General features: G+C 68.5%; 9 protein-coding genes and 1 pseudogene. All 10 read left to right on the top strand.

The annotated features are described in order from the left end of the window. Positions 1–37 precede the first annotated feature (37 nt). The 10 genes and pseudogenes from ACZ4N4_RS17485 (at position 38) to ACZ4N4_RS17440 (ending at position 11,743) form a co-directional block, all read left to right on the top strand. Complete coding sequence (locus ACZ4N4_RS17485) at positions 38–1,189, top strand: CaiB/BaiF CoA transferase family protein (RefSeq protein WP_467589383.1); 1,152 nt, start codon at positions 38–40, stop codon at positions 1,187–1,189. A gap of 21 nt (positions 1,190–1,210) precedes the next feature. Beyond that, on the top strand, positions 1,211–1,978 hold the full coding sequence (locus ACZ4N4_RS17480; RefSeq protein ID WP_467589380.1) for a crotonase/enoyl-CoA hydratase family protein: 768 nt from the start codon (positions 1,211–1,213) through the stop codon (positions 1,976–1,978). A 2-nt stretch (positions 1,979–1,980) separates the two neighbouring features. Next, complete coding sequence (locus ACZ4N4_RS17475) at positions 1,981–2,724, top strand: acetoacetate decarboxylase (protein WP_467589378.1); 744 nt, start codon at positions 1,981–1,983, stop codon at positions 2,722–2,724. Beyond that, on the top strand, positions 2,721–3,668 hold the full coding sequence (locus ACZ4N4_RS17470) for a 3-hydroxyacyl-CoA dehydrogenase NAD-binding domain-containing protein (RefSeq protein WP_467589375.1): 948 nt from the start codon (positions 2,721–2,723) through the stop codon (positions 3,666–3,668). The genes ACZ4N4_RS17475 and ACZ4N4_RS17470 overlap by 4 nt, the downstream gene beginning before the upstream one ends. Position 3,669: 1 nt before the next feature. Further along, positions 3,670–4,869 (top strand): acyl-CoA dehydrogenase family protein, encoded by a 1,200-nt coding sequence (locus tag ACZ4N4_RS17465; protein ID WP_467589372.1) that lies wholly within the window; start codon positions 3,670–3,672, stop codon positions 4,867–4,869. A gap of 353 nt (positions 4,870–5,222) precedes the next feature. Continuing rightward, positions 5,223–6,737 (top strand): cytochrome ubiquinol oxidase subunit I, encoded by a 1,515-nt coding sequence (locus ACZ4N4_RS17460; protein WP_467589370.1) that lies wholly within the window; start codon positions 5,223–5,225, stop codon positions 6,735–6,737. A gap of 34 nt (positions 6,738–6,771) precedes the next feature. Continuing rightward, positions 6,772–7,719: pseudogene (cydB, locus tag ACZ4N4_RS17455) on the top strand (cytochrome d ubiquinol oxidase subunit II); the annotation flags it as partial. Between the two features lie 72 nt (positions 7,720–7,791). Next, on the top strand, positions 7,792–9,171 hold the full coding sequence (locus ACZ4N4_RS17450) for an NAD(P)/FAD-dependent oxidoreductase (protein WP_467590604.1): 1,380 nt from the start codon (positions 7,792–7,794) through the stop codon (positions 9,169–9,171). A 1,134-nt stretch (positions 9,172–10,305) separates the two neighbouring features. Beyond that, on the top strand, positions 10,306–11,100 hold the full coding sequence (locus ACZ4N4_RS17445) for a 3-hydroxyacyl-CoA dehydrogenase family protein (RefSeq protein WP_467589367.1): 795 nt from the start codon (positions 10,306–10,308) through the stop codon (positions 11,098–11,100). Positions 11,101–11,107: 7 nt separating this feature from the next. After that, positions 11,108–11,743: a TetR/AcrR family transcriptional regulator gene (locus tag ACZ4N4_RS17440; RefSeq protein WP_467589364.1), complete on the top strand. Its 636-nt coding sequence runs from the start codon at positions 11,108–11,110 to the stop codon at positions 11,741–11,743. Positions 11,744–12,148 lie beyond the last annotated feature (405 nt).

Here is a 12,148-nt window from a genome sequence, read left to right as displayed (position 1 = left end):
CTCTATCGAGCAATGAATCAGCCCGAAAGGACGAATGATGGCGGACACAACTGTCGCGGGACCGTTGCACGGTGTGCGGGTGATCGACCTGTCGACCGTGGTGATGGGCCCGTACGCGGCGCAGATCCTGGGTGACCTGGGCGCGGACGTGATCAAGATCGAGTCCCCCGCGGACACGATCCGGATGGGTCCGTACCGGACCACGCCGGGTATGACGTCGCTGCACCTGAACGTGAACCGCAACAAGCGCAGTGTGGCCCTCAATCTGAAGGACCCGGGCGAGCACGAGCAGGCTTTGAAGCTGATCGACGGCGCGGATGTGGTGATCGTCAACATGCGTCCCAAGGCCCTGGCCAAGCTGGGCATGTCCTACGAGGACCTTGCCGCCCGCAATCCAGGTCTGGTCTACGCGCACGCGCAGGGTTTCCGCAGTGACTCGGACCGGGCGGGTAATGCCGCCTACGACGAGACGGTGCAGGCGGCCTCCGGTCTGGTCGACATCGCCGACCGCGCGCTGGGCACGCCGGTGATCCTGCCGTCGATCCTGGCGGACAAGGTCGCCGGGCTGACCATCCTCTACAGCGTGCTGGCCGCCCTGGTGCACCGCGGTGCGACCGGGCAGGGCCAGCACATCGAGATCCCGATGACGGACGCGATGATCGCGTTCAACCTGGTCGAGCACCTGGCCGGGCATGTCTACGAGCCGGCCGAGGGCCCCACCGGGTTCCCGCTGTCGATGCTCCCGGGGCACAAGGCGCGCCGTACCAAGGACGGGCTGGCCTGCGTGATGCCCTACAGCGCGCAGAACTACCGCGACGCCTTCAACGCCGCGGGACGGCCCGACCTGGCCGCCGACCCGCGTGTGAACACCGAGGACTTCAACCTCATCGACAACGACCTCTACGACCTGGTCGACGAGGTCTCGACGGCGCTTACCACGGACGAGTGGGCGGAGGTGTGCGCCAAGCACAGCATCCCGTTCGGACCGGTGCTGGAACTGGAGCACGCGCACGAGGACGACTACGTCCGCGCGGGCCACCTCCTGGACACCGTGGAGCATCCCACCGAAGGCGCGATCCACCAGATCGGCATCCCGGTCAGGTTCTCCGCGACCCCCGGCTCCATCCGCCGCCCGGCCCCCCTGCCGGGCCAGGACACCGCCGACGTCCTCGCGGAACTCGCCAGCTGAAGCACAGGAATGAAGACAGCCATGAGCACCATCGAAGTGCGTACCGAGCGGGTCGGCTCGACCCTGCTGATCACGATCGACCGACCCAAGGCCCGCAACGCCGTGAACGCGGCGGTCGCCGCCGGCTTGGCCGCCGCGCTGGACGAGCTGGAATCCGACCCCGCACTGCGCGTCGGCGTCCTGACAGGGGCGGGGGGCACCTTCTGTGCCGGTATGGACCTCAAGGCCGCCCTGAAGGGCGAGTCGCCGGAGGTCGAAGGCCGCGGGTTCGGCGGACTGACCGAGGCCAAGCTGGCCAAGCCACTGATCGCCGCCGTCGAGGGCTTCGCCATGGGCGGAGGGTTCGAACTGGCGCTGGGCTGCGACCTGATCGTCGCCGCCGGAGACGCGAAGTTCGGCCTGCCCGAGGTCAAGCGCGGACTGATCGCCGCGGGCGGCGGCGTGATCCGGCTGCCCAAGCGGATCCCCTACCACCTGGCGATGGAGTTCCTGCTGACGGGAGAGCCGGTCAGCGGTCGTCACGCCGCGGAGCTGGGCCTGGTCAACCGGGTCGCCAACAGCGGCGAGGCCGTGACCGTCGCGCTGGAGCTCGCGGAACAACTCGTGCAGAACGCCCCGCTCGCGCTGGCCGCGGTGAAGGAGCTCGTGCGGGCCGCTGACGGTCGGCCGGAGGCCGACGCGTTCGCCGCGCAGCGCAAGGTGATGGGCGATCTGATGAATTCGGCCGATGTCCGCGAGGGCATGACCGCCTTCGCCGAGCGGCGCGCCCCGAAGTGGATCGGAAAGTAACCATGAAGATCGAAGATGTCCGACGCCAGGTGAACACCCCGCTGAGCAACCCGGCGTATGCGCCGGTGGTGGCCCGGTTCACCGACCGCGAGTACCTCAACATCGTCTACCGCACCGACGCCGACGCGCTGCGCGCTGTCGTTCCCGAGCCGCTGCAGATCGAAGAGCCGCTGGTCCGGTTCGAGATCATGAAGATGAACGAGGTCACCGCCTATGGCCCCTACACCGAGGGCGGCCTGGTGATCCCGGTCTCCTTCGAGGGGGAGCGGGGCGAGTACCTGCACTCGATGTACCTCGACAACTTCCCGGCGACCGCGGCCGGCCGGGAGATCAGCGCCTACCCGAAGGTCATCGGCACGCCGAAGCTGTACGTCGACGGCCCCGCGCTGGTGGGCACCATCGACTTCGGCACGCTCCGGGTGGCCACCGCGACCATGGGCTACAAGCACTACGACCTCGACAAGCGCGAGGCCGAGGCGCAGATCACCGCGCCGACCTTCATGCTCAAGATCATCCCGGGCTACGACGGCACCCCGCGCGTGCAGGAACTGGTCCGCACCCAGATCACCGACATCGTGGTCAAGGAGGCCTACACCGGTCCCGCCCGGCTGCAGCTGTTCCAGCACGCTCTCGCGCCGCTGGCCGACCTGCCCGTGCTGGAGGTCGTCTCCGCCAGCCACATCAACACCGACCTGACCCTCGCCGGGCCCAAGCCGGTCTTCGACTACCTGGAGGGTGTGCGATGAGCCGGTCGTTCAACACCGCTGCCGTGATCGGCGCGGGCACCATCGGTCTGTCCTGGGCGGCGCTGTTCGCCGGCCACGGGCTGACGGTCCGGGTGAGCGACCCGCGGCCGGATCTCGCCGACGCCGTGTCCGCCGCGCTGGCCGAGTTCGCCCCGCACCTGGCTGCCCAGGGACTGAACGTGGACGGTCTCGCCGACCGCGTCCAGATCGCCTCCGACGTCACCGACGCGGTCCGCGACGCCGATGTCGTCCAGGAGAACGGCCCGGAGAAGGTCGAGTTCAAGAAGGACCTGTTCACGACCCTGGTCCGCGAGGCCCCGAAGCACGCGCTGCTGCTCAGCTCCTCCTCCGCGATCCCGGCGACCGCGTTCACCAAGGAGATCGAGGACGCGGGCCGGATCCTGATCGGCCACCCGTTCAACCCGCCTCACCAGATGCCCCTCGTCGAGGTCGTTCCCGGCGAGCGCACAAGTGAGGACGCCGTCCAGGCGGCGGTGGAGTTCTATGAGAGCCTCGGCCGCACGCCCGTCGTCCTGCGCAAGGAGGTTCCCGGCTTCGTCGGCAACCGCCTGCAGTACGTGGTCGGCCGCGAGGCCACCTACCTCGTCCAGCAGGGCGTGGTGACCCCGGAGGACATCGACAAGGTTCTGACCAACTCCCTCGGCATCCGCTGGGCCACCGTCGGACTCTTCCTCGGCCAGCACCTCGGCGGCGGCCCCGGCGGCTACCGCCACATCACCACCCACATCGGCAAGTCCATGGACAAGCTCGTCACCGTCGGCGAGCCCTCGCAGGACCCCGAGATCGAGGAAAAGGTCATCCAGGCCGTCGAGAAGGCCTACGGCGCCACCCCTTCCGCTGAACTCAGCCAACTGCGCGACCGCAAGCAACTCGCCGTGCTGTCCGCGCTGCAGCAGGTACGCAACGACAAGGAGAGCAACTGAAATGAGTACCGTGGGCCCGCTGGAAGACCAGCTCAGCGCCGATTTCTACAACTACGAGTCGCTGCTCTCCGACGACGAACGCAAGATCCTGCTGAAGGCTCGTACCTTCATGCGCGACGAGATCAAGCCCCTGGTCAACGAGAACTGGGCCAAGGCCGAGTTCCCGATGGAGCTGATCGAGAAGTTCCGAGACAGCGGCCTGGTCGCCCTGCCCTACGAGGGCTACGGTGAGCACAAGCCGGCGGTCAGCCATCTGCTCGGTGGCATGCTGAGCATGGAGATAGCCCGCACCGACGCCTCTGTCTGCACGTTCTTCGGCGTCCACAACGGACTCGGGTTCTACTCCATTTACGCGGGCGGCAACGAGGAGCAGCGCGAGCGGTTTCTGCCTTCGATGGCCGCGTTGGACAAGGTCGGCGCGTTCGCCCTGACCGAGGTGCTGGGCGGCTCCGATGTCGCGGGCGGCATGCGCACCACCGCCAAGCGCGAGGGCGGCACCTGGGTCCTCAACGGTGAGAAGCGGTGGATCGGCAACGCGACCTTCGCCGACTACGTCGTGGTGTATGCGCGGGACGTCGACGACAACCAGGTCAAGGCCTTTGTGGTCGAGAAGGGCACGCCCGGGTTCAAGCCGGAGAAGATCGAGGGCAAGATCGCGCTGCGGATCGTGCAGAACGCACAGATCACCCTGAGCGACGTCCGTGTGCCGGAGGCGAACCGGCTGCAGAACATCAACTCCTTCCGGGATGCCGGGGAGATCCTGCGCTTCACCCGCGCCGGCGTCGCCTGGATGTCGCTCGGCGTGATGATCGGCGCCTACGAACTCGCGTTGGACTATGCCAAGGAGCGCAAGCAGTTCGGCCGCCCGATCGGCGGGTTCCAGATGGTGCAGGACCTGCTCGTGAAGAGCCTGGGCAACATCACCGCGTCGTGGGGCTTGCTGGTGCAGCTCGCCCGGCTGCAGGAAGCCGGGATCTTCCGTGACCAGGACTCGGCGCTGGCCAAGGCCTTCGTCTCGTCGCGGATGCGCGAGGTCGTCGCCTGGGCCCGAGAGATCTTCGGCGGCAACGGCATCGTGCTGGACTACGACATCGCGAGGCTCTTCTCCGACGCCGAGGCGCTCTACTCCTACGAGGGCACCCGCGAGATGCAGACCCTGATCGTCGGCAAGGCGATCACCGGGCAGAGCGCCTTCGTGTAAGCCGCCCGGAGCCGGCTGCGGGCTCGCAAGACCGCGTTGCACCTCGACAAGTCCGATGTAGCGGTCCGCGGCCTGGCCGAGGCCATGGGTCGGGGGCTGCTGCAGGGGCGGAGGCCTGGCGCGCACGTCGGTTGGAGCGCGGGCGCCGTCCTGAACGGCGGATCGCGAAGGTGCGCGAAAGATGCAGACGGGGTTGGAGAGTCTGTGTCGGCCGATGCGCCTCAGGCACTCGTGCGAGAACCGTAGGGCAGTCGTGACCCGGGAGGGTCTTTAATTTTTCGGAAGCTTTGTGAATGTACTCACATTCACAAAGTCGGGCTTCGCAGCCCCGGACAGAGAGGCCATACCTGGTCATGGCGCCCGACACGATAGCCCGCTGGCAGTTCGGGATCACCACTGTCTATCACTACTTGTTCGTGCCTCTGACGATCAGTCTGGCCGGGATCACCGCCGGCCTGGAGACGGCGTGGGTGCGCACGGGCGAGGAGAAGTACTTCCATGCCACGAAGTTCTGGGGGAAGCTCTTCCTGATCAACATGGCGATGGGGGTGGTCACCGGCCTCGTGCAGGAGTTCCAGTTCGGCATGAACTGGTCGGCGTACTCGCGGTTCGTGGGGGACGTCTTCGGGGTGCCGTTGGCGATGGAGGCGATCGTCGCCTTCTTCTTCGAGTCCGTGTTCATCGGCCTGTGGATGTTCGGCTGGGACAGGCTGCCGCGCAGGGTGCACTGTTTCTGTATCTGGATGGTGTCGCTGGGCACGGTTCTGTCGGCGTACTTCATCCTGGCGGCGAACTCCTGGATGCAGCACCCGGTCGGCTATGTGATGGACCACGGCCGGCCGAGGCTGACCGACTTCCCCGGGATGCTCTTCCAGGCCATGACGGTGCTGGGCGGGCTGCACGCGCTGACCGCCTCGTTCGTCACCGGCGGCGCGTTCGTGGCCGGCGTCGCGGCCTTCCATCTGCGGCGCGCTCGGCGCGCTCAGGCCGCGGGCGGGGTGGTGGACAGCGGGCAGGTCCGGGTCATGCGCAGTTCGCTGCGTCTTGGCCTGGGGGTGCTGGCCGTGGCCGGTCTGGCCACCCTGGTCGACGCGGACAGCCTGGGCCAGCTCATGATCGACCAGCAGCCGATGAAGATGGCCGCCGGTGAGGGGCTGTGGAACACCACGGCGAACGCGCCGTTCTCGTTGCTGGCCGTGGGGGACCTCGACATCAAGATCCCTTACGTGCTGTCCTTCCTCGCCCACCACGACGTCCATGCGCCGGTGACCGGCATGAACAACGCGGCCGCCGCGATGGCGGCCAGGTACGGCGGCTCGCCCGGCGACTACCTGCCCCATGTGGACGTGGAGTACTGGTCCTACCGCTTCATGATCATCTTCGGGATGGCCTCGTTCGCCATCGGCGTCGCCGGGCTGTGGCTCACCCGCAACCGGCGCTGGATCAGCCCCGCCTACGTCACCGAGCCGGCAGAGGTCCCCTACCTCATGCTCACCCGGAACCGGGCCCTCGGTCCGTTCCTCACCACGTGGGCCTGGCTCACCGCGACCCTCACGATGGGCTTCCCGCTGATCGCCAACTCCTTCGGCTGGATCTTCACCGAGCAGGGCCGCCAGCCCTGGGCCGTCTACGGCCTGCTGCGCACCTCGGCCGCCGTCTCCCCGGGGGTGAGCACCGCGGACATGCTCACCACGCTGATCGGGTTCACCGTCCTGTACGCGGTGCTCGCCGTCATCGAGGTCCGTCTGATGGTCAAGTACGCCAGGGCCGGCGCCCACGTCGAGGAGCAGCCGCCGCAGAAGGATCCCCGGCTGCGCGGGCCGTCCGCCGGCGAGGACGCCGACAAGCCCCTCACCTTCGCCTACTGACACCCCGCCGGACGAACAGGCAGGAACTTCCGTCATGGACCTACGCGATTTCTGGTTTCTTCTCGTCGCCTTCTTCTGGACGGGCTACTTCGTCCTGGAGGGCTTCGACTTCGGCGTCGGCGTCCTCACCAGGCTCCTGGCCCGCGACGAACGCGAACGCCGCGTGCTGCTCAACACCATCGGCCCGGTCTGGGACGGCAACGAGGTATGGATGATCGCGGCCGGAGCCGCCACCTTCGCCGCCTTCCCCGGCTGGTACGCCACCATGTTCTCCGGCTTCGACCTGCTGCTCTTCGCGATCCTGGTCTGCCTGATCGTCCGGGCGGTGGGCTTCGAATACCGCGCCAAGCGCGACGACGCGCGCTGGAAGCGCAACTGGGCACACGCCATCTTCTGGACCTCGCTGCTGACCCCGCTGCTGTGGGGCGTGGTCTTCGCGAACATCGCCCACGGCATGGCCATCGACCACCGTCAGGTGTACGTCGGCGGCCTTGCGGGACTCTTCCACCCCTACGCCCTCCTCGGCGCGCTGACCCTGCTGCTGGTCTTCACCGCCCACGGCGCCGTGTTCGCCGCGCTCAAGACCCTCGGCGACATCCGCGCCCGCGCGAACGCGCTGGCCTCGAAGCTGATCGCGGTGGCCGCCGGGCCGGCCGCCGCGTTCCTGATCTGGACCCAGGCGGACCGGGGCAACTCCCGCAGCCAGGTCACGGTGATCATCGCCCTGGCCGCGTGGCTGGCGGCGCTCGGCTGCAACCGGGCCCGCCGGGAGGGCTTCGCCTTCGCCTTCTCCGCCGTCACCGTGGCGGCGATACCGGCCACCCTCTTCCTGTCCCTGTATCCCGACGTCATGCCCTCCACGCTGAACCCCGCGTGGAGCCTGACGGTCACCAACGCCTCCTCCTCCCCGTACACGCTGGGGATCATGACCTGGGTCGGAGCCCTCTTCGCCCCCCTGGTCGTGCTCTACCAGGGCTGGACCTACTGGGTGTTCCGCAAACGCCTCGGAACCCGGCACATCCCCGAATCCCACTCCCACACAGAAGGACCCGTCGTGTCCCATTCCTATGCCCGTGTCGACGAACGCCCCCGCATTCTCATCGCCGGCGGCGGCTACCTCGGCCTGTACACCGCGATGCGCCTGCTGAAGAAGCTGCGCCCGGGCGAGGCGACCGTCACCGTCGTGGACGCGCGCTCGTACATGACCTACCTGCCGTTCCTGCCGGAAGCTGCCGGCGGAAACGTCGCCCCCCGCAACCTGGTCGCCCCGCTGCGGCGCGTCCTGAAGAAGGCGGAGGTGCTGACCGGCCACGTCATCTCCGTGGACCAGGCGGAAAAGATCGCCTACATCCGCTCTGCGGCGGGCGACACCTACGAACTGCCCTTCGACCACCTGGTCGTCGCGCTCGGCTCGGTCTCCCGTACCTTCCCCATCCCCGGCCTGGCCCAGCACGGCATCGGCATGAAGTCGGTCGAGGAAGCCATCGGCCTGCGCAACCACGTCATGGCACAACTCGACCGGGCCGACTCCACCAGCGCCGAGGCCATCCGCCGCCAGGCCCTGACCTTCGTCTTCGTCGGCGGCGGCTTCGCCGGAGTGGAGACCATCGCCGAGGTCGAGGACATGGCCCGCGACGCCGCCCGCACCTACGCCCGCGTCAACCGTGAGGACATGCGCTTCATCCTGGTCGAGGCAGCCGGCCGCATCCTCCCGGAAATGGGTGCGGACCTCGGCGTGTGGACCAAGGAGAAGCTGGAGAAGCGCGGCATCGAGGTCTACCTCAACACGTCCATGGGGTCCTGCGCCGACCGGCACGTGGTCCTCGAGAACGGCGTCGAGGTGGACGCCTCCACCATCGTGTGGACCGCCGGGGTGCGACCCAACCCGGCACTGGCCCACTTCGGCCTGCCGCTCGGCCCGCGCGGTCACATCGACACCCTGCCCACCCTCCAGGTCAAGGGCCTCGACCACGTCTGGGCCGGAGGCGACAACGCCCAGGTGCCCGACCTGGCCGCCGGTGACGGCGCCTGGTGCCCGCCCAACGCCCAGCACGCCGTACGCCAGGCCCCCGTTCTCGCCGGCAACGTGCTCGCCGCGCTGCGCGGCCGCCCGCACAAGGAATACCGGCACAAGAACCTGGGCGCGGTGGCCGGCCTCGGCCTCCACAAGGGCGTCGCGATGCTCTTCGGCAAGTACAAGCTCAAGGGCCGCCCGGCCTGGTGGTTCCACCGCTTGTACCACGGCAGCCGCGTGCCGACCATGAACCGCAAGGTACGCGTCTTCGTCGACTGGACCCTGGCCTCCCTCCTCAAGCGGGAAACCATCGGTCTCATAGAGTTGGAGACCCCGCGCGACCCCTTCACCGAGGCGGCCGGGCCCGCCCCCTCCGCCCCGGTCATCCCGCTCAGGGAAGCGTCAGCGCGGGCTCACTGACCCGCGCCCGGCAGATACAGCCGCACCGGGCCCCGGCGTCCCGGCCCACCACGGCCGGGGCGCCGGGGCCCGGTGCTGGGCGCGGACGATCCAGGTCCTCGACTCGTCTCTCCGCCGACTGCATGCCCCTTGCGCCGACGGCGCCGCACAAGCCCGCTGCCGGTCCGCTCTGCCGCAGTCCCACGCGAAGGGCATCGCAGGCGCCAGCTGATGCCGCTTTGCCTGAGACGGCAGGAGGGATGGCAGATCCACTACGGCAACTGCGACGGCTTCGCCGCCATCCTCGGCGGCCACGACCGGCACGCCTACCTACGCCGTCAACTCCTCTGCCGGGAAAGGCGTTGTCCGTGCGGGACAGGGGCAGCTCGAACTCGGCCCGGCACCGCTTGCCGGGCGGCATCGGGTCGATTTCTTGGTGATCCGCGAGGGTTGCGATGGGGACTCCTGGGCAATTCCAGCCCGACCGACGTCGGCGCGGCCCTCCTTGACGAGGGTTCCAGGTGTCGCCGGGCCTGCTTCGCTTCGGGGCGTTCGGCGTGGCGTCGCCGGTCAGGGCGGTCGCGAGCTCGCGGGTGTCACGTTCGGGGCGTTGCGCAGCCGGGCTACGGGGTCCCGGGCGATCTGATGCGCGCGGCTGGACGCTCGCCTCCACCTTTTGTGCCAAGGCCACCGCCGTCCACCATCCGTCCCCCGGCTCATGGCGGTCCCGCCCGCGCGGATCGCCCGTGGAGCACGACGCTCCCTGGCCGCCAACTGGCCCTGGCGTGACGCCTGGCTCGGCCCGCTCGGCACCCCGTGTCTGAGGCCCGAATCCGGCCTGCCGGAAAGAGAGCGATATTGCGCGGCGTGTGCAGTGGATACGGGTCCGCCGGTGCCATGCGACTCCGCAGAAGCTGGGCGGGTGGCGCACGTCACTCTTCCCAGCCGGGTTGCCCGGCGCTTAAACGAGTACGGTCAGTATCGGATACAGGCTGCACCGGTTTTTGGGATTCAGGTGTGCCTGTTCGTCGGAACCCGTTGCGAGAGCCGTGACGGGACATGATGGGAGAGGTGAGCGCGGTGGGTTTTGCAGTGCCTGTCGACTATGCGTCCCGGCCGGTAGCCGTGATCGGTGCCGGGACTCTCGGGCGGCGTATGGCGTTGATGTTCGCCACCCGCGGTGGTCTCGTGCGGGTCTACGACCTGTCCGCGCCGCAGCGTGAGGCGGCCGTGGACTATGCCAAGCGGAACCTGGCCGGGGTCGCCGGTCGTCTTGAGCACGGCCTGCCGGGCGCCGTGGTGGCCGGCGCCGACCTCGCCGAGGCGGTCCAGGACGCGTGGCTGGTCATCGAGGCGGTTCCGGAACGGCTCGAACTGAAGAAGCAGGTCTTCGGCGAACTGGACGCGATCGTCGCGGCCGACACCATCCTCGCGAGCAACTCCTCCTCCTACGCCAGCCGCCTGTTCCTCGACCATGTCCGGCATCCCGAGCGCGTGCTCAACATCCACTTCTACATGCCGCCCACGCAGAACGCGGCCGACGTGATGTCCTGCGGCAAGACCGACCGCGACGTCCTGGACTTCGTGCTGGCCACGCTTCCGGAGTTCGGGGTGCATCCGTTCGAAGCCCGCAAGGAGAGCACCGGGTTCATCTTCAACCGGGTATGGGCCGCGGTGAAACGCGAGTGCCTCGAACTGGTCGCCGACGGCGTGGCCACCCCGCAGGACGTCGATGGGATGTTCCGTGTCAACACCGGCCTGAAGGGCGGACCGTTCCGGCTGATGGACCAGATCGGCCTGGACGTCGTCCTCGACATCGAGGAGCACTACGCGGCCGAACACCCGGAGTACCCGCAAAGTCCCCGCGTGGTGCTGCGTGATCACATCAGCCGCGGCCGTCTCGGCGTGAAGAGCGGCGCCGGTTTCTACGACGACTACCCAAAGGCCTGAGCACGCCATGCCCAAGTCGCCGACCAAGACCCGCCCCAGAACCGTGGCAGCCGTGATGAACAGCGCCCGTGCGCTGTTCATCGAACGCGGATACCACGCGACCTCGATCAGCGACATCTGCGGGCACGCCGGGCTGACCCGCGGCGCCTTCTACTCCAATTACCGCAGCAAAGAGGACCTGTTCCTCGCCCTCTACGACGCGGAAATCGATCACATCCTCGCCGGCCTCGAACAGGCCGCACAGGACGACACACGGGGCTCGCACCCGGTCGGACGGGTCCTGGACCACCTCGCGGCCCCCGACCGTTCCGCCCAGCAATGGTTCCTCGTCTCCATGGAGTTCACCCTCCACGCCGGACGCAATCCCGCCGTCGCCGCCGAACTCGCCCCCCGCGAAAACCGTCTCAGCGCCGGAATGGCCCGCCTCCTGGCAGACCTCACGCACGGTATCGCACCGGACGACTGCCGCGACCTCGCGCTGCTGATCACCGCACTGCACGAAGGAACCACCGCACAGGAAATCATTCACGGCACCCCCACCGCCTCCTTCCGCGCGCGCATCCTCCCTCGCGTGATCCACGCCATCGCCACCACCATGACCACCGACAGCCCCCCGACCACGACCGGTCAACAGCCCGAATGACCTCGACATCCCTCGACGACCCGTCACATCGGCCTCTGCGGCAGACCATTTCATGCGACGTGGCATGGCCCCTTTGGCCCGGGTCGCCCGCAGGGTGCGCGAGCGGCGGTCGCCGGGCTCGGGGGGCCGCTCGATCGGACCCTCTTGCTGCGGGGCGACAACCTGCCTGCTGACCGTCGGCTTGTTCGGCAGGCAGGTTGTCGCGAGTCGGTTGAGGGTGCGGCCGCCCGCGTCGTGGATGTGGAGAGGACCGTGCGCGACGGGGGACAGCCGCGAGTGATGGGGTCCGGCCGGGCGCGCCGGGCCTCACGCTCTCGCCTCGAGTGCGCGACACGGCCGGCGGCCTCGGGCCCCGGGCTGGGGCACTGTCGTCTTCCGGCACGTCTATGTATCCACAGGTAAACA

The sequence above is a fragment of the Streptomyces sp. NPDC026538 genome, from assembly GCF_055567535.1.
Note: the sequence above shows the minus strand (reverse complement) of the source record. Positions and strands in the feature narration are given on the sequence as shown.

Excerpts from the sequence above, each read along its gene's own strand:
- ACZ4N4_RS17485 (WP_467589383.1), top strand. The coding sequence starts at position 38 with ATGGCGGACACAACTGTCGCGGGACCGTTGCACGGTGTGCGGGTGATC.
- ACZ4N4_RS17480 (WP_467589380.1), top strand. The coding sequence starts at position 1,211 with ATGAGCACCATCGAAGTGCGTACCGAGCGGGTCGGCTCGACCCTGCTG.
- ACZ4N4_RS17475 (WP_467589378.1), top strand. The coding sequence starts at position 1,981 with ATGAAGATCGAAGATGTCCGACGCCAGGTGAACACCCCGCTGAGCAAC.
- ACZ4N4_RS17470 (WP_467589375.1), top strand. The coding sequence starts at position 2,721 with ATGAGCCGGTCGTTCAACACCGCTGCCGTGATCGGCGCGGGCACCATC.
- ACZ4N4_RS17465 (WP_467589372.1), top strand. The coding sequence starts at position 3,670 with ATGAGTACCGTGGGCCCGCTGGAAGACCAGCTCAGCGCCGATTTCTAC.
- ACZ4N4_RS17460 (WP_467589370.1), top strand. The coding sequence starts at position 5,223 with ATGGCGCCCGACACGATAGCCCGCTGGCAGTTCGGGATCACCACTGTC.
- ACZ4N4_RS17445 (WP_467589367.1), top strand. The coding sequence starts at position 10,306 with ATGGCGTTGATGTTCGCCACCCGCGGTGGTCTCGTGCGGGTCTACGAC.
- ACZ4N4_RS17440 (WP_467589364.1), top strand. The coding sequence starts at position 11,108 with ATGCCCAAGTCGCCGACCAAGACCCGCCCCAGAACCGTGGCAGCCGTG.